This is a genomic window from Streptomyces diastaticus subsp. diastaticus (assembly GCF_011170125.1).
In the GTDB taxonomy this organism is placed as follows: Bacteria; Actinomycetota; Actinomycetes; order Streptomycetales; family Streptomycetaceae; genus Streptomyces; species Streptomyces diastaticus.
The window spans coordinates 675,972-693,105 of record NZ_BLLN01000002.1 but is presented as its reverse complement, the minus strand read 5'-3'; the positions used below and the strand labels follow the sequence as shown (position 1 = coordinate 693,105).

Genomic DNA, 17,134 nt, shown 5'->3' with positions numbered 1-17,134 from the left:
CCTTCGGGAGCGAATCCCCCGCAGCCGTCCGCCGCGGACGACGGGGTCGGGCGGTTCGGTTACGAGTACGAAGTCGTGGCGCCGTCCCCGCCCCGGCGGGCGGGGACGGCGACGCCGTCAGATGTCGAGGAAGCGGACGTCCTTGGCGTTGCGCTGGATGAACTGGCGCCGGGCCTCGACGTCCTCGCCCATGAGGACGGAGAAGAGGTCGTCGGCCTGGGCGGCGTCGTCCAGGGTGACCTGGCCGAGGACGCGGTGCTCCTGGTCCATCGTGGTGATGCGCAGCTCCTCGGCGTTCATCTCACCGAGACCCTTGAAGCGCTGGACCGAGTCGTCGCGGATGCGCTTGCCCTGCTCGCGGCCGAGCGCGATCAGCGCGTCCCGCTCGCGGTCGGAGTAGGCGTACTGGAAGTCGTCCCGGGTCCACTTGATCTTGTACAGCGGCGGGCGGGAGAGGAAGACGTGGCCCGCCTCGACCAGCGGCCGCATGAAGCGGAAGAGGAAGGTCAGCAGCAGGGTGTTGATGTGCTGGCCGTCGACGTCGGCGTCGGCCATCAGGATGATCTTGTGGTAGCGGAGCTTCTCGATGTCGAAGTCCTCGTGGACCCCGGTGCCGAAGGCCGAGATGAGCGCCTGGATCTCCTGGTTGTGCAGGATCTTGTCGATGCGGGCCTTCTCGACGTTCAGGATCTTGCCTCGGATCGGCAGGATGGCCTGGTACATCGGGTCGCGGCCGGACTTGGCGGAGCCGCCGGCCGAGTCGCCCTCGACGATGAAGATCTCGCACTTGGTCGGGTCGTTCGACTGGCAGTCCGAGAGCTTGCCGGGGAGCGAGGCCGTCTCCAGCAGGCCCTTGCGGCGGGTCAGGTCGCGCGCCTTGCGGGCCGCCACGCGGGCGGTCGCGGCGGCGATGCCCTTGCGGATGATGTCCGCGGCCTCGTTGGGGTTGCGGTCGAACCAGTCGGCGAGGTGCTCGTAGACGACCTTCTGCACGAAGGTCTTGGCCTCGGTGTTGCCGAGCTTGGTCTTGGTCTGGCCCTCGAACTGCGGCTCACCGAGCTTGACGGAGATGATCGCCGTCAGGCCCTCGCGGATGTCGTCGCCGGTGAGGTTGTCGTCCTTGTCGCGCAGGAGCTTGCGGTCCCGGGCGTACTTGTTGACCAGAGTGGTCAGCGCGCCGCGGAAGCCCTCCTCGTGGGTGCCGCCCTCGTGGGTGTGGATGGTGTTGGCGAAGGAGTAGACCCCCTCGCTGTACCCGCCGTTCCACTGCATGGCGACCTCGATGGACAGGAGCCGGTCCTTGTCCTCCGCCTCGATGTCGATCACCGTCGGGTGGATGACCTCGCCCTTGCGGGAGTTGAGGTACGTCACGAAGTCGACGATGCCGCCTTCGTAGTGGTAGGTGACGGTGCGCGGCTCCTCGGGCTCACCCGCCGTCGCCTCGTCCGAGTCGGCGCCCGCCGTCGCCTTGGCGGAGGCGCGCTCGTCGGTGAGCTTGATGGTGAGGCCCTTGTTGAGGAAGGCCATCTCCTGGAAGCGCCGGGAGAGCGTCTCGAAGGAGTAGTCGGTGGTCTCGAAGATCGACGGGTCGGCCCAGAAGGTGACCGAGGTGCCGGTCTCCTCGGTGGCCTCGCCCCGCGCGAGCGGCGCGGTCGGGACGCCGCGCTCGTAGCTCTGCGTCCAGTGGTGGCCGTCGGTGAGGATCTCCACGGCGACCCGGTTGGACAGGGCGTTGACCACGGAGACGCCGACGCCGTGCAGACCGCCGGAGACCGCGTAGCCGCCGCCGCCGAACTTGCCGCCCGCGTGCAGCACGGTGAGGACGACCTCGACGGCCGGCTTGCCCTCGGAGGGGACGATGCCGACGGGGATGCCGCGGCCGTTGTCGACCACGCGGACGCCGCCGTCGGCCAGGATCGTCACGTCGATGAAGTCGGCGTGGCCCGCCAGCGCCTCGTCGACGGAGTTGTCGACGACCTCCTGGACCATGTGGTGCAGGCCGCGCTCACCGGTCGAGCCGATGTACATGCCGGGTCGCTTGCGGACCGCGTCCAGGCCCTCCAGGACCGTGATCGCGCTCGCGTCGTACGACACGGCGGCCTCCACCGCGGTGCCCTCGGGCGCGGCGATGACCGCGTCCGGTGTCAGCGCGGGGCCGCCGGTGCCGGACGCGTCCTCCTCGCCGGGGGTGGACGGGATGTTCTCGTTGGGGTTGCCGGAATCGGCCACGAAGCGCCCTTTCTGGCACAGCTCAAGCCTTGATCCCCGGAGAGCCGGGATGCGGCTGCGTCGTTCGGTCTCGGTCAGCGGTTGCTGGGGCGAGGCGCGCTGTCCGGCTCCCGGCGGGGGCCTGCGGTGCGTCTCTGTCCGGCCTCCCGGCGAGGGAAGCACGAATCGAGCCCAGTCTACCGCTAGCGCCGATGGTAATGGGGCCTTGCCGGTACCTGAGTTCGCATCTGCGGCTCTGAACCGCCCTCTTTCGACTCCCCATATGCGGCCCAGGGCTCCAGGGGGCTCACAGTGGCACTCAGCGCTTCGGGGTGGCTCCATCGCGTCAACGTTCGGGCCGGGGGCGCGCGGGGGTCTTTCGGGTGACCCCGGGCACTGGGGAAAAACAGGTGGTGAGAGGCGGTTTCCGGGCTCGGCGCGGGGCTTGCGGTCCCGGGGTGGAGTGCGCGGGAGGGGGCGGGCGGCGACGCGTGTGCCGGCTGGGGAGGCGGGGGCCGGGCCCGGTCCCGGCCAGGGGGAGGCGGGGGCCGGGCGGGCCCGTCCCCGGACGGCGTGCACAAGCTCACATGACCGCCGGGCGAGAGCTGGTCCGGCATCGCCCACCGCCCGGTGCCGGGCGGGGAGCGGCCGGCTCTATCCGTACGTGTCCCCCGGCCCCTTGCTCCCCGGTGCGCGCAGCGGGCCGTACCGCCGGGAGGGGCCCGAGGGGCCCAGCACCTTGAGGAAGGTGACGGTGCCGGGCCCGATGTCCTTGTTGAGGCGGGCCACCAGCTGGGGGGCGAGCAGGCGCACCTGGGTCGCCCAGGGCGTCGAGTCGCAGCGCACGGTCAGTACCCGGGCCTCCTCGTCGTACCGTTCGGGCACGCAGTGGTTGGCCAGGTCCGGCCCCACGATCTGCGGCCAGCGGCCCATCACGCCCCCCACCGCGGCCGGCTTCTCCCAGCCCCGCTCGGTCATCAGCCGCGTGATCGCCGAGGCCAGTGGCAGCGGGTCCCGCCCGTCCGCGCGCGCGCCGGAGCGCAGGCCGCCGCGCCGGGCCTGCTTCTTCTGCTGGGCCGCCGCGCCCTGGGCCCGGGCCTGTTCGCGGGCGGCGCGCAGCGCGACCCTGGCCAGGTCCACGCCGGCCGGCTCGGCGCTGCTCCTGTCCGGCTCGGTCATGCCGGGGTCACCTCACCCCGGGTGACGCGGAAGCGGGCGCCCGCGAGGACCGGCGGTACGTCCTCGTCGACGGCGGCGGTCACCAGGACCTGCTCGCCCGGCGCGACCAGCTCGGCGAGCCGCTCCCGGCGCCGGGTGTCCAGCTCGGCGAAGACGTCGTCCAGGACGAGCACCGGCTCGCCGGTCGCCTCGCCGCCCTCCGAGCGCAGCAGGTCGTAGCTGGCCAGCCGCAGGGCCAGCGCCAGCGACCAGGACTCGCCGTGGCTCGCGTACCCCTTGGCGGGGAGATCGCCGAGGCGCAGGAGGAGTTCGTCGCGGTGCGGGCCGACGAGGGTGACGCCGCGCTCGATCTCCTGCTTGCGGACCTCCGCGAGGGCCTCCAGCAGGACGCCGTACAGCTCCTCGCGGGTGGTGCCCCCGCCGGCCGCCGAGGGCTTGTACTCCAGGTGGACCGGGCCGCCGCCGGGTGCCAGCCGCTCGTACGCCTTGTCGGTGAGCGGCTGGAGGGTGGCGATCAGGTCGAGGCGCTGGGCGAGCAGTTCGGCGCCGGCCCGGGCGAGGTGCTGGTCCCAGACGTCCAGGGTGGAGAGGTCCATGGTGCGGCCACCGTGGCGGCGGGCCAGCGCGGCCGTCTTCAGCAGCGTGTTGCGCTGCTTGAGCACCCGGTCGTAGTCGGAGCGGACCCCGGCCATCCGGGGGCTGCGGGCGGTGACCAGTTCGTCGAGGAAGCGGCGGCGCTCGCCCGGGTCGCCCTTGACCAGGGCGAGATCCTCGGGGGCGAAGAGCACGGTGCGCACGATGCCGAGCACGTCACGGGGTTTGACGTGCGAGGACCTGTTGATCCTGGCGCGGTTGGCCTTGCCCGGGTTCAGCTCCAGCTCGATGGTGCGGCGCCGCTCGCCGTGCTCGACGGCGGCGCGGATCACCGCCCGCTCCGCCCCGGCCCGCACCAGGGGCTGGTCCGAGGAGACCCGGTGGCTGGAGAGGGTGGCGAGATAGCCGACGGCCTCGACCAGGTTGGTCTTGCCCTGGCCGTTGGGTCCGACGAAGGCCGTGACGCCCGGGTCGAGCGCGAGGTCGGCCCGGGCGTAACTGCGGAAGTCGGCCAACGACAGGTGCGAGACGTGCATGGACGGAAGCCGACCTCCCCGGCGGTGTGCCGACCGGGGCCGTGCGGCCCCGGTCGCTGCGCGACGGACCTGGTCCGTCGCGCCTGCGCTGCTGACTACTTCTTCGCCTCGACCGCGTGGCCGCCGAACTGGTTGCGCAGCGCGGCGATCATCTTCATCTGCGGCGAGTCGTCCTGGCGGGAGGAGAAACGCGCGAAGAGCGAGGCGGTGATGGCGGGGAGCGGCACGGCGTTGTCGATGGCGGCCTCGACCGTCCACCGACCCTCGCCGGAGTCGGCGGCCCAGCCGCGCAGCCCCTCCAGGTGTTCGTCCTCGTCCAGCGCGTTCACCGCGAGGTCGAGCAGCCAGGAGCGGATGACCGTCCCCTCCTGCCAGGAGCGGAAGACCTCGCGGACGTCGGTGACCGAGTCGGCCTTCTCCAGCAGCTCCCAGCCCTCGGCGAACGCCTGCATCATGGCGTACTCGATGCCGTTGTGGACCATCTTGGCGAAGTGGCCGGCGCCGACCTTGCCCGCGTGGACCGAGCCGAACTCGCCCTCGGGCTTGAGCGCGTCGAAGATCGGCTGGACCTTGGCGACGTTCTCCTCGGTGCCGCCGTACATCAGGGCGTAGCCGTTCTCCAGGCCCCAGACGCCGCCGGAGACGCCGCAGTCGACGAAGCCGATGTCCTTGATGCCGAGCTGCACGGCGTGCTTCTCGTCGTCGGTCCAGCGGGAGTTCCCGCCGTCGACCACGATGTCGCCGGGCTCCAGGAGCTCGGCGAGCTCGTCGACGGTCGCCTGGGTGGCGGCGCCGGCCGGGACCATCACCCAGACGACGCGCGGGCCCTTGAGGCGGCCCACCAGCTCTTCCAGGCTCTGGACGTCCGCCAGATCGGGGTTGCGGTCGTATCCGATGACGGTGTGGCCTGCGCGGCGGATGCGCTCGCGCATGTTGCCGCCCATCTTGCCGAGGCCGACGAGACCGAGCTCCATCAGTGTTCCTTCGCTGCGTTCGGGCATTGCGTGACGCTGCCCGAGCCTACTGCCGTACCCCGCCGCACACCTGTGGGCTCAGCCGCTCAGTCGTACGGGCATGATCAGGTACTTGTACGCCTCGTCCGCCTCGGCGTCGACCGCGGGCTTGCCGCTGAGCAGGGCCGGCTTGGTCGAGGTGGTGAACGAGAGCTGGGCGGCGGGCGAGTCGATCGCGCTGAGGCCGTCCAGCAGGAAGGTCGGGTTGAAGGCGATGGAGATGTCGTCGCCCTCGAGCTGGGCGTCGACCCTTTCCACAGCCTGTGCGTCGTCGCTGGAGCCGGCCTCCAGGGTGAGGACGCCCGCCTCGAAACTCAGGCGGACCGGGGTGTTCCGCTCGGCCACCAGGGAGACGCGCTTGACGGCCTCCACGAAGGGCGCCGTCTCGATCACCGCGACGGAGTTGAACTCGGTCGGGAAGAGCGTGCGGTACTTCGGCAGGTCGCCTTCGAGCAGCCGGGTGGTGGTGCGGCGGCCGGCGCCCTCGAAACCGATGAGGCCCTCGCCCGCACCGGAGCCGGCGAGCGCGATGGTGACACTGTCGCCGCTGGTCAGGGCCTTGGCGGTGTCCAGGAGAGTCTTGGCGGGGACCAGGGCGACGGCGGACGCCTCCGGGTCCTCCGGCTTCCACAGGAACTCGCGGACCGCGAATCGGTAGCGGTCGGTGGAGGCGAGCGTGACGGTGTCGCCCTCGATCTCGACGCGGACACCGGTGAGCACGGGGAGCGTGTCGTCCCGGCCCGCGGCGATGGCGACCTGGGCGGCGGCCGAGGCGAAGACGTCGCCCGGGACGGTGCCCGTGGCGGTCGGCATCTGCGGCAGGGCCGGGTACTCCTCCACCGGCAGGGTGTGCAGGGTGAAACGCGAGGTACCGCAGTTCACCGTCGCCCGTACACCGTCTGTGGAGATCTCCACCGGGCGGTTGGGGAGGGCGCGGCAGATGTCGGCGAGCAGTCGGCCGGAGACGAGGACGGTGCCCTCCTCCTCGGTCTCGGCCTCGACGGAGACCCGCGCCGAGACCTCGTAGTCGAAGCTCGACAGGGAAAGGGCGCCGTCCTCCGCCTTCAGCAGCAGCCCCGCGAGGACGGGGGCCGGCGGCCGGGCCGGGAGGGAGCGGGCCGCCCAGGCCACTGCCTCCGCGAGTACGTCGCGTTCCACCCGGATCTTCACCGTAAGCCGCCTCCTGCGCTTGCTGGCTGCTCTCGCCCTGCTGGCCGTCGTCTGTCTGGTCGTCTTGCTGGGTCCTGCTGCTGCGGCGGGCCCGCCGGGGCCCGGTCGCTCTCCGCGGCGGGCGGGCCGCGGATGAAGTCGGCGGCCGGTGGGTACGGAACGGGCAGTCGGTGAGTGCTTCCGGCTTCGGTGCCGCTGCCTCGTCGATGCCGTCCCGGCGTCCTGCCGCCGTGCACCAGTCTGACGCACACCACCGACAGTCCGTGCGGCCCCGGGTCAAATCGAGAGATCGGCCCGGATCGGCGCTCGGGCCGAGTTGTGCACAGCACCCACTTCGAAACGGATTCCCTGCTCTCTACTCATGGACGTAGTAGTAGGGCCTGTGGATTCCGTGGATAACCCCGTCCTCGCAGGTCGGAAGCGGTTTTTTGTCCACCGGCCCTGTGGGTGGAGGCGGTGGACAACCGAGGGTTCCTGTGGACGGCCGGAAGTTACCCACACACGGTCCACAGCGGCGGGTGAGTTCTCCCCAGCTGCGTCCCCAGGTTCGGAGGAGTTCCCCACAGGGACCTGCGGCAACTTCCTGTGACGCAGTTCACTCCGAGTGGTGAGCGGGCGCGTTGGGTTGCCGAACAGTGGACAGCGCTGTGGGAAAGCCCCCGGAAGCTGTGCACAACACGGCTCAGCCTGTGGGCCGCCGGTGGACAACCGCGAGAGCCTCCCTGTGGACAGAGAATGATCCACAGCCTGTGGATATCTTCTGTCCACTAATCCCCACCCTTCCGACCTGGACTGATGATCTCTCACTCCACCCGCCTGTGGACAGGATCTGGACAACTCCCCAGTCCCCAAGCTGTGGACGCCATGAACCTGACGAATCTGTGGAGAACCCCGCCGCACAGGTCACTATTCGAACGGCGGGCCCGGGCCGGACCGTCGACCAGAGCGGCCGGCGAGGGCGCAAGAGGGGCGGGAAGAGCTCTCGCGCGACGGCGTTCGGGTCGCCGAGCGCTCACCGAGGACGGCCAGGGGACCTCTTCGGGCCCGGGGCCGGGCCGGTCAGGTGCCGGGTGCCCCGCGGGTGCGTCCGGGGCGTCCGGCCCACACGGCGAAGCCCCGTCCACCGCCTGGGGACGGAGGCGGACGGGGCTCATGCGGGTCCATGAGGGCGTGCGGGCCCGGACGGGGCTCGTGCGGGCCCGGGCAGGGCGTGCGGGCCCCAGTAATAAGGAGAAGGGCGCGCTCGTGTCAGCCGTTCTTGATGCGGTTGGTCAGCTCCGTGACCTGGTTGTAGATCGAGCGGCGCTCCGCCATCAGGGCGCGGATCTTGCGGTCGGCGTGCATGACCGTGGTGTGGTCCCGACCGCCGAACTGGGCCCCGATCTTCGGCAGCGACAGGTCGGTCAGCTCACGGCAGAGGTACATCGCGATCTGGCGGGCCGTCACCAGCACGCGGCTGCGCGAGGAACCGCAGAGGTCCTCGACGGTCAGGCCGAAGTAGTCGGCGGTGGCCGCCATGATGGCGCTCGCGGTGATCTCCGGGGCCGCGTCCTCGCCGCCGGGGATCAGGTCCTTCAGCACGATCTCGGTCAGACCGAGGTCGACCGGCTGCCGGTTGAGCGAGGCGAAGGCCGTCACCCGGATCAGCGCGCCCTCCAGCTCACGGATGTTCCGCGAGATGCGCGAGGCGATGAACTCCAGGACCTCCGGCGGGGCGTTGAGCTGCTCCTGGACCGCCTTCTTCCGCAGAATCGCGATCCGCGTCTCCAGCTCGGGCGGCTGGACGTCGGTGATCAGGCCCCACTCGAAACGGTTCCGCAGCCGGTCCTCCAGCGTCACGAGCTGCTTGGGCGGCCGGTCCGAGGAGAGCACGATCTGCTTGTTGGCGTTGTGCAGGGTGTTGAAGGTGTGGAAGAACTCCTCCTGCGTCGACTCCTTGTCCGCCAGGAACTGGATGTCGTCGACGAGCAGGATGTCCATCTCGCGGTACCGCTTGCGGAAGCTGTCGCCCTTGCCGTCGCGGATCGAGTTGATGAACTCGTTGGTGAACTCCTCCGAGCTCACGTACCGCACCCGCGTCCCCGGGTAGAGACTGCGCGCGTAGTGCCCGATGGCGTGCAGCAGGTGCGTCTTGCCGAGCCCCGACTCCCCGTAGACGAAGAGGGGGTTGTACGCCTTGGCCGGCGCCTCGGCGACCGCGACGGCGGCCGCGTGCGCGAAGCGGTTCGAGGCGCCGATGACGAAGGTGTCGAAGAGGTACTTCGGGTTCAGCCGCGCCGTCGGCTCGCCGGGCCCGGTCGCCGGCGCGGGCTGCGCGGCCAGCGGACCCGGCGCCCCGCTGGAGGCGGGCAGCGCCGAGCCGACCGGCCCGCCGCTGTGCACCCCGTGGCCGCCGTGCGCGCCACGCGCCTCCCGGGGGCCGCGCGGGTCGTGCCCGTCGTCCAGCGGCTCACGCCGTCCGTAGTCCCCGCGCTCGGGCCCCGGGCCGCGGTAGTCGTGCTGGCCGGAACCCCCGTGCGAGGGCCCGGTGTACGAGTCGCGCTCCGGGTAGCCGAGGCGCGGCTGCTGCCAGTAGTCGTCCTGCGTGCGGGGCCAGGCGCCCGGCTCGGGACGCGGACGCAGGTACTCCGGGTACGCGGGGCGGGCCTGCGGCAGGCCCTCGCGGCCCCGGCGCTCCTCGTCCCGGTGCTCGCCACCGGCCCCGCCCGGCTCGCCGCCGCGCTGCCCGTCGTAACGGTCCTGGCCGTACTGGTCGCCGTACTGCTCCTGGGGGAACGGCTGCTGCTCCGGCGGGTAGCCCGGCTCCTGCGGATACGGGTCGCCGGGGTGGCGGTCCTGGTCGTAGCGGCCGGGCTCGTAGCGGTCGCCGCCGAGGGGCTCCTGCTCGTACTCGTAGCGGCCGGAGGTGCCGGAGCGGCCGTGTTCCTGGGGGAAGGGGAACGCGCCCGGGCGGCGCTCCTCCTCGCGGGCCGGCTGCTGCTCCTCCGGCTCGGGCTCCTCGCCGCGCCGCTCGCCGCCCGCGCCGTAAGGGGGGTAGCCGTAGCCGCGGTCCTGGGCGGGGCGGGGCGGGGGCTCCGGGTAGCGCTGCGGGGGAGCGGGGTCGCCCATCGCCGGATCGACGGTGATGGCGATCCGGACAGGGCGGCCGCACTCCCGGCTCAGGGTCTCGCTGACCACCGGGGCGAGCCGGCCCTCCAGGACACCTTTGGCGAACTCGTTCGGCACCGCGAGCAGGGCCGTGTCGGCGACCAGCGCGAGCGGCTGGCAGCGCCGGACCCACTGCTCGTCCTTGGCCTCGACACCCTGTCCGCGCCCGTCCCCGAGAAGATGCTCCAGTACGCGCGGCCAGACTGCGGCAAGATCGGCGGGTACATCAGCCACAGGGCACGCTCTCTCACGGGTCCCACCAAGGAGTGGTGAAGGGACGGGTTGGTGTGGTCCGGTCCGGGCGGGGATCGGGGCGGATCAGGGGGGAAGCCCACGAAACCGGAGTCTGGCCACGGTAGTCAGCGCGGCCACTGCGGTACAAGTCGTTGTCCACAGCCTGTGCACAGTGTCCCTCCGCGATGCTGGTTTGACCGAATGGCGCAGCCGCACGTACCGTGACGAGGTCGAGTTGTCGATGGCTGCTGCCGCCTGCCTCCGATGGGCATAGATCATCTAGGGTGATCGTGGAGCGGTGCACTCGGGCGTAAGCGAGCTACTCGTGGGCGCACGGTGACAGCCAAGGCATCCCGCAACTACCTCATCATTTCTGGAGCCCCCGAGTGAGCAAGCGCACCTTCCAGCCGAACAACCGTCGTCGCGCGAAGACCCACGGTTTCCGCCTGCGTATGCGTACCCGTGCCGGCCGCGCGATCCTCGCGTCCCGCCGTGGCAAGGGTCGCGCCCGCCTGTCCGCCTGATCGCGCACAGGTCGTGTCGTGCTGCCCTCCGAGAATCGGCTGAGGCGGCGCGAGGACTTCGCGACCGCGGTACGCCGAGGACGTCGGGCCGGTCGCCCGGCCCTCGTCGTCCATCTCCGCAGCGGTGTCACGGACCCGCACGTGTCAGGGGAGGAGTCTCCCCCGACCCGTGCGGGTTTCGTCGTGAGCAAAGCTGTGGGCGGAGCCGTCGTCCGTACCGCGGTGAAGCGAAAGCTTCGCCACCTCATGCGGGAACGACTCGCCAGGCTGCCCGAGGGCAGCCTGGTCGTCGTCCGCGCGTTGCCCCCAGCCGGTGACGCAGACCACGCACAGCTGGCCCGAGACCTGGACGCCGCCCTGGAGCGGCTCCTGGGAGGGGGCGCGCGATGAAGTATCCGCTGCTCGCTTTGATCAAGTTGTACCAGTGGACGATCAGTCCGCTGCTCGGCCCGGTGTGCAAGTACTACCCGTCGTGTTCCCACTACGGCTACGGCGCCATCGACCGGCACGGAGCGATCAAGGGAACGGCCCTCACCGCCTGGCGGATCCTGCGGTGCAATCCGTGGTCCCCCGGTGGTGTCGACCATGTGCCTGAGCGCAAGCGACCGCGATGGCACGAAATGCTGCGCAACGCCTGGCGAGACCGGGGCGCCGGCCAGGGCAAGAACGCCGACGCCCCTTCCGGAGGGAACGGCGACACCTCGTCCCCCACCTCCACGACGGGCCCCCAGCCGGACCCGAGCCCGGCCGCCGAGACCTCGCCCCATGCTCAAGGAGCCTGATCAGTGGATACGATCGCCAGTCTCTTCAGTTTCATCACGACACCTGTGTCATGGGTGATCGTCCAGTTCCACAAACTGTACGGAGCCCTTTTCGGCGCTGACACGGGCTGGGCGTGGGGACTGTCCATCGTCTCCCTCGTGATCCTGATCCGTATCTGCCTGATCCCGCTCTTCGTGAAGCAGATCAAGGCGACCCGGGCGATGCAGACGCTCCAGCCCGAGATGAAGAAGATCCAGGAGCGCTACAAGAACGACAAGCAGCGCCAGTCCGAAGAGATGATGAAGCTCTACAAGGACTCGGGTACCAACCCGCTGGCCTCGTGTCTTCCCATCCTTCTCCAGTCGCCGTTCTTCTTCGCGCTCTACCACGTGCTGAACGGCATCGCGTCGAACAAGACGATCGGCTTCATCGACGAGCCGCTCCTCGCCAGCGCCCAGAAGGCGCACATCATCGGCGCCCCGCTGGCCGCGAAGTTCATGGACGGCGCCGACAAGGTCGAGGCCCTCGGCTCCACCACGACCAACGTGCACATCGTCACCGCGGTCATGATCATCCTGATGTCGGCCTCGCAGTTCTTCACCCAGCGCCAGCTGATGACGAAGAACGTCGACACCACCGTGAAGACGCCGTTCATGCAGCAGCAGAAGATGCTGATGTACGTCTTCCCGATCATGTTCGCCGTCTTCGGCATCAACTTCCCCGTCGGTGTCCTCGTCTACTGGCTGACCACCAACCTGTGGACCATGGGCCAGCAGATGTACGTCATCCGCCAGAACCCGACCCCGGGCAGCAAGGCGCAGGCCGCCTTCCTGGAGCGCTTCCTGAAGCGCGTCGCCATGAACCCGAAGGTCCGCAACAAGCGTGAGCGCAACCTCGTCAAGGCCATCGTCGCCAAGGGCCGCGACCGCAACGAGTACGAGCGCAAGTTCATCAACGGGCTGACCAAGGCCGGCCTCGCCGCCCAGACGGACGGCACCATCGGGCCGAAGAGCGCCGCAGGGGCCGTCGCCGTCGACGAGGACGGCGAGCCGGCCGACGAGGCGTCCACCGCGCCGCGCCGCCAGCAGCCCAAGCGGCAGAGCAAGTCGCAGCGCCAGGCACAGCCCACCGCGCCCCAGCGCCCCGGTCAGCGCACCCGGGCCTCCTCGGGCCGCGGTGCCGACCAATCCACCACCTCGCTGGAGAAGTCGCAGGACGGGGACGAGGGCAAGAAGTCCTCCGGCCGTCAGGCGGGCAAGTCCGGCTCCACAGGCCAAGCCAAGTCCGGACAGCGCAAGGGCCAGAAGCCCAAGCACCCGTCCAAGAAGTAGAGGAGTCCATCCCGTGACGGAAGGCACCACCACCGCCAAGGCCGGCGACGAGCTGTCCCACCTGGAGCAGGAGGGCGAGATCGCCGCCGACTACCTGGAGGGCCTGCTCGACATCGCCGATCTCGACGGCGACATCGACATGGACGTGGAAGCCGATCGGGCCGCTGTCTCGATCATCAGTGACTCCGGAAGCCGCGATCTGCAGAAGCTCGTCGGCCGTGACGGTGAGGTCCTGGAGGCGCTCCAGGAGCTGACCCGGCTCGCCGTGCACCGGGAGACGGGCGACCGCAGCCGCCTCATGCTGGACATCGGCGGTTACCGGGCGAAGAAGCGCGAGGAACTCTCCGAGATCGGCGCCAAGGCGGCTGCCGATGCGCGGAGCACCGGCGAGGCGGTCCGGCTCGACCCCATGACGCCGTTCGAGCGCAAGGTCGTCCACGACGCGGTCAAGGCCGCTGGGCTGCGCAGCGAGTCCGAGGGCGAGGAGCCCCAGCGGTTCGTCGTCGTCCTCCCCGCCTGACCCCGGAACGCCCGGCACGGGCGTCCTCCCACCGGCCCCGTCTGTGTGAACAGGCGGGGCCGGTGGCGGTCGGGGCGGCGGGTTCCCCGCCGTGTGCGGCTGGGGCGGAGACATGTCGCCGCGGGGTGCGTCGTCGGCTGGGTGGGGACAGGCACCCGCGGTCGGCGCGGGCGTCGGCCGGCACAGCGGGGAGCCGCACGGGACCACCGGGTGGTGAGAGTGTGGCGGATTCCTCCTGGCCGGGCTGCACGGCGCGGGATCTTGCCGTTAGCGTTCTCCCAGCACAGTGGTTTCCCGTGGAACGCAGGTACTGCGGGGAGTCCGCTCCACCGGTCCGCGGGTTTCCTCGGGAGCCGGTCGCCGATCGCCGGTCGGTCACCGGTCCTGTGGGTCGACCCTGAGGGCCGAGGAGATTGGGCCTTGTCAGGTCGGCGGTTCGACCCGCCATCCTGCCCGGCAGTTTGTTCGTCAGACATCAACACGTTCGAGATCGCGGTACGGAAGGACGGTCCCCGTGACGGAGGCAGCGGAACTCCCCGAGGCGCCCGCAGTGGCCAGGGAGGTTTTCGGCGAGCGTTTCCCGGATGCCGTCCGGTACGCGGAGCTGCTGGCCGACGCGGGGGTGCGGCGTGGGCTCATCGGCCCCCGGGAGGTGCCCCGGCTCTGGGAGCGCCACCTGCTCAACTGCGCCGTACTCTCCGAAGTGGTCGCCGAGGGCGTCTCCGTGTGCGACGTCGGCTCCGGGGCGGGACTGCCGGGGATCCCGCTGGCACTGGTCCGCCCCGACCTCAACATCACGTTGCTGGAGCCGCTGCTGCGGCGGACCACCTTCCTCACCGAGGTCGTCGAGCTGCTCGGTCTCGAACACGTCACCGTCGTCCGGGGGCGTGCTGAGGAGGTGCTCGGCACGCTGCCGCCGGTGCACGTCGTCACCGCTCGAGCTGTCGCCCCGCTGGAACGGCTCGCCGGGTGGGGCGTCCCTCTGCTGCGGCCCTACGGCGAGATGCTGGCGCTCAAGGGAGACACCGCCGAGGAAGAGGTGAAGGTGGCCTCCGCCGCGCTGAGCAAGCTCGGCGCGGTCACCACCTCCGTCGTGCAGGTCGGCGAGGGCGTCGTCGACCCCCTCTCGACCGTGGTGCGCGTCGAGGTGGGGGAGAGCCCCGGCGGGGTCCGCTTCGCCACGAAGAAGGCCAAGGCAGCGCGGGCCCGCAGGAGGCGTTGAGGCGCGCACGTTCTTCCAACAGGGGGCCGGTCCCATCGTGGGGGCCGGCCCCTCGTGCTGGGCAGGTGGCCTCGGCCGGGTGGGCCGGAGTGGTTGCCCGGTCCGGCTCGTTGGGGCCACGGGAGGCAGTGGCGCGGAGTGTCGGTCGAGCCCCTTGAACGCGGTGGGCCATCGTGTTTCACGTGAAACGTCGCTCACCGCTGCAAGGAATCATCAGCCGCGGCCGCGCTGCCGCCACTCCCCGCGACCGGAAACCTCTCGGACGGGTCACGAAGTTGTCCACAGAGGCGGATTCATCCACAGAACGACGGGCCCCGCTGGTTCCCGCACCCGAAACCATGGCACGCTCTGTTCATTGCGAGTCTGAAGTCGAGGAGAGTGAATCCTTGCGGTCCGACGCCAACATCGCGGGACCGATGACCGATCCGGTCCCCGGTCCCCGTGTCGAAACAGTGGGGGCGGATGTTTCACGTGAAACACCGCCGCCGATGGACGACACCCCCATCGCTCACACCGCCCATCTGGGTGTGCAGGCGCTGGGCCGTGCCGGAGAAGGTCTGCCACGCCCCGAACAGACCCGGGTCATGGTGGTCGCCAACCAGAAGGGCGGCGTGGGCAAGACGACCACGACGGTCAACCTCGCGGCCTCGCTGGCGCTGCACGGCAACCGAGTCCTGGTCATCGACCTCGACCCGCAGGGCAACGCCTCCACCGCGCTGGGGATCGACCATCACGCCGAAGTGCCGTCGATCTACGACGTCCTGGTGGACAGCCGTCCGCTCTCGGAGGTGGTCCAGCCTGTGCCGGACGTCGAGGGCCTCTTCTGCGCACCGGCCACGATCGACCTCGCCGGTGCGGAGATCGAACTCGTCTCGCTGGTCGCACGGGAGAGTCGCCTGGAGCGCGCCATCAAGTCGTACGAGCAGCCGCTCGACTACGTCCTGATCGACTGCCCGCCCTCCCTCGGCCTGCTCACGGTCAACGCACTGGTCGCGGGAGCCGAGGTGCTCATCCCCATCCAGTGCGAGTACTACGCGTTGGAAGGGCTGGGCCAGCTCCTCCGCAACGTCGAACTGGTCCGAGGCCATCTCAACCCGGCGCTTCACGTCTCCACGATCCTGCTCACCATGTACGACGGCAGGACGCGACTCGCTTCGCAGGTCGCCGAAGAGGTCCGCGGTCACTTCGGCAAGGAAGTCCTCCGGACGAGCATCCCCCGCTCCGTCCGCATCTCCGAGGCACCGAGCTACGGGCAGACCGTGCTCACCTACGATCCGGGGTCGAGCGGCGCGCTCTCGTACTTCGAGGCGGCACGGGAGATTGCCCTGCGCGGAGTCGGAATCCACTACGAGGCGCAGCACAACCAGCTGGCCGCGCCCAACGAGCAGCAGAACATGGCGGAGGGAATGCAGTGAGCGAGCGACGAAGGGGCCTGGGGCGGGGCCTGGGAGCCTTGATTCCCGCAGCGCCTACACCGGAGAAGTCCACGCCGGCTCAAGGCGGCCCGGCCACCGGGTCCGCACCGGTCCTCACCGCGCAACGCGGGATCGCCGCCGCGAAGGTGACGGGGATTCCGAGCGGCGATGTTTCACGTGAAACATCGCCGCGTTCCGCGGACGAGCTTCCCCCGAGCCCGGTCGGCGCCCACTTCGCCGAGCTGCCGCTGGACTCCATCAGCCCCAATCCGCGCCAGCCCCGGGAGATCTTCGACGAGGACGCCCTCGCTGAACTCGTCACCTCCATCAAGGAGGTCGGCCTCCTCCAGCCGGTCGTCGTCCGCCAGCTGGGCAATGGTCGGTACGAGCTGATCATGGGAGAGCGACGGTGGCGTGCTTGCCGAGAGGCGGGCCTGGATGCCATCCCCGCGATCGTGCGTGCCACCGAGGACGAGAAGCTTCTCCTCGACGCGCTGCTGGAGAATCTCCACCGTGCCCAGCTCAACCCACTGGAGGAGGCGGCCGCCTACGACCAGTTGTTGCAGGACTTCAACTGCACCCATGACCAGTTGGCCGACCGTATCGGCCGCTCGCGTCCGCAGGTGTCCAACACCCTGCGCCTGCTGAAGCTGACACCGGCGGTCCAGCGCCGGGTCGCGGCCGGGGTGCTGACCGCAGGTCACGCCCGCGCGCTTCTCTCGGTGGAGGATGCCGAGGAACAGGAGCGGCTCGCCCTGCGCATCGTGGCCGAGGGGCTCTCGGTCCGTTCCGTGGAAGAGGTCGTGACGCTGATGGGGTCCCGGCAGGCGGCGCCCGCCCGGTCCAAGGGACCTCGCGCCGGCTCTCGACTCTCCCCCGCCCTGAGTGAACTCTCCACCCGGCTCTCCGACCGGTTCGAGACGCGGGTCAAGGTCGACCTGGGGCAGAAGAAGGGAAAGATCGTCGTCGAGTTCGCCTCGATGGACGACCTCCAGCGCATTCTCCAGTCGCTGGCTCCCGAGGAAGGACCGGTGCTCCGGAGCGCGGAGACCAAGGATGCCGAGGGGTCTGGCGAGTCGAACGCCGCGAGTCCCGCTGATGGCGAGGGCCGGGAGACCGACTGACGGATCTGCCTCGCCTGTCTTGAGCGGGCCGTGTTCCGGAATCGACCGGAACACGGCCCGCTCCTACTTTGTGCTCCTGACCGCGCGTAAGTCCGATGGCTACGATGCACAGGGCGCCGATGCCCGGTGTCTCCGCCCGCTGTGACGGGGCGCGC

13 protein-coding genes and 2 pseudogenes are annotated in these 17,134 nt (G+C 70.4%); 8 read left to right on the top strand and 7 right to left on the bottom strand.

Translation table 11 applies throughout. The features are described 5' to 3' along the window. Nucleotides 1-117 precede the first annotated feature (117 nt). The 7 genes and pseudogenes from gyrB to Sdia_RS30685 form a co-directional block, all read right to left on the bottom strand. Nucleotides 118-2,229, bottom strand: a complete 2,112-nt coding sequence (gene gyrB, locus Sdia_RS04935) for a DNA topoisomerase (ATP-hydrolyzing) subunit B (protein ID WP_181844064.1) — start codon at nt 2,227-2,229, stop codon at nt 118-120. A 633-nt stretch (nt 2,230-2,862) separates the two neighbouring features. Continuing rightward, on the bottom strand, nt 2,863-3,387 hold the full coding sequence (locus Sdia_RS04930; protein WP_100457428.1) for a DciA family protein: 525 nt from the start codon (nt 3,385-3,387) through the stop codon (nt 2,863-2,865). Beyond that, the gene (gene recF / locus Sdia_RS04925; RefSeq protein WP_189500061.1) at nt 3,384-4,517 is read right to left on the bottom strand and encodes a DNA replication/repair protein RecF; all 1,134 of its coding nucleotides are present in this window, start codon (nt 4,515-4,517) and stop codon (nt 3,384-3,386) included. The genes Sdia_RS04930 and recF overlap by 4 nt, the downstream gene beginning before the upstream one ends. A 95-nt stretch (nt 4,518-4,612) precedes the next feature. Beyond that, on the bottom strand, nt 4,613-5,491 hold the full coding sequence (gnd, locus tag Sdia_RS04920; protein ID WP_100457430.1) for a phosphogluconate dehydrogenase (NAD(+)-dependent, decarboxylating): 879 nt from the start codon (nt 5,489-5,491) through the stop codon (nt 4,613-4,615). 78 nt (nt 5,492-5,569) lie between these two features. Further along, nucleotides 5,570-6,700: a DNA polymerase III subunit beta gene (gene dnaN, locus Sdia_RS04915; protein ID WP_100457431.1), complete on the bottom strand. Its 1,131-nt coding sequence runs from the start codon at nt 6,698-6,700 to the stop codon at nt 5,570-5,572. Between the two features lie 1,248 nt (nt 6,701-7,948). Next, a pseudogene (gene dnaA, locus Sdia_RS04910) lies at nt 7,949-9,355 on the bottom strand (chromosomal replication initiator protein DnaA); the annotation flags it as partial. A gap of 345 nt (nt 9,356-9,700) precedes the next feature. Further along, a pseudogene (locus tag Sdia_RS30685) lies at nt 9,701-10,081 on the bottom strand (chromosomal replication initiator protein DnaA); the annotation flags it as partial. Nucleotides 10,082-10,467: 386 nt separating this feature from the next. Here Sdia_RS30685 and rpmH point away from each other — a divergent pair. The 8 genes from rpmH to Sdia_RS04870 all read left to right on the top strand — a co-directional run bounded on the left by rpmH (nt 10,468) and on the right by Sdia_RS04870 (nt 16,979). Then, entirely contained in the window at nt 10,468-10,605 is a 138-nt protein-coding gene (gene rpmH / locus Sdia_RS04905; RefSeq protein WP_003949374.1) for a 50S ribosomal protein L34, read from the top strand. A gap of 18 nt (nt 10,606-10,623) precedes the next feature. Further along, on the top strand, nt 10,624-10,995 hold the full coding sequence (gene rnpA / locus Sdia_RS04900) for a ribonuclease P protein component (protein ID WP_100457433.1): 372 nt from the start codon (nt 10,624-10,626) through the stop codon (nt 10,993-10,995). Next, a complete protein-coding gene (yidD, locus tag Sdia_RS04895) occupies nt 10,992-11,387 on the top strand; it encodes a membrane protein insertion efficiency factor YidD (protein ID WP_100457434.1) in 396 nt (131 codons plus the stop codon). The genes rnpA and yidD overlap by 4 nt, the downstream gene beginning before the upstream one ends. A 3-nt stretch (nt 11,388-11,390) precedes the next feature. Then, nucleotides 11,391-12,698, top strand: coding sequence for a membrane protein insertase YidC (yidC, locus tag Sdia_RS04890; RefSeq protein ID WP_100457435.1), 1,308 nt, complete (start codon nt 11,391-11,393; stop codon nt 12,696-12,698). A gap of 13 nt (nt 12,699-12,711) precedes the next feature. Then, nucleotides 12,712-13,218 carry a Jag family protein gene (locus tag Sdia_RS04885; protein WP_100457436.1) on the top strand — a complete coding sequence of 169 codons (507 nt, stop codon included), beginning with the start codon at nt 12,712-12,714 and terminating at the stop codon, nt 13,216-13,218. Nucleotides 13,219-13,732: 514 nt separating this feature from the next. Continuing rightward, nucleotides 13,733-14,440: a 16S rRNA (guanine(527)-N(7))-methyltransferase RsmG gene (gene rsmG / locus Sdia_RS04880; protein ID WP_115068951.1), complete on the top strand. Its 708-nt coding sequence runs from the start codon at nt 13,733-13,735 to the stop codon at nt 14,438-14,440. A 338-nt stretch (nt 14,441-14,778) separates the two neighbouring features. After that, entirely contained in the window at nt 14,779-15,855 is a 1,077-nt protein-coding gene (locus tag Sdia_RS04875) for a ParA family protein (protein WP_100457438.1), read from the top strand. Further along, entirely contained in the window at nt 15,852-16,979 is a 1,128-nt protein-coding gene (locus Sdia_RS04870; protein ID WP_115068952.1) for a ParB/RepB/Spo0J family partition protein, read from the top strand. Before Sdia_RS04875 ends, Sdia_RS04870 begins: the two co-directional genes overlap by 4 nt. The last annotated feature ends 155 nt before the right edge of the window (nt 16,980-17,134 follow it).

Coding starts and splice junctions, on each gene's coding strand:
- Sdia_RS04930 (WP_100457428.1), bottom strand. CDS start 3,387: ATGACCGAGCCGGACAGGAGCAGCGCCGAGCCGGCCGGCGTGGACCTG.
- recF (WP_189500061.1), bottom strand. CDS start 4,517: ATGCACGTCTCGCACCTGTCGTTGGCCGACTTCCGCAGTTACGCCCGG.
- gnd (WP_100457430.1), bottom strand. CDS start 5,491: ATGGAGCTCGGTCTCGTCGGCCTCGGCAAGATGGGCGGCAACATGCGC.
- yidD (WP_100457434.1), top strand. CDS start 10,992: ATGAAGTATCCGCTGCTCGCTTTGATCAAGTTGTACCAGTGGACGATC.
- Sdia_RS04875 (WP_100457438.1), top strand. CDS start 14,779: ATGGCACGCTCTGTTCATTGCGAGTCTGAAGTCGAGGAGAGTGAATCC.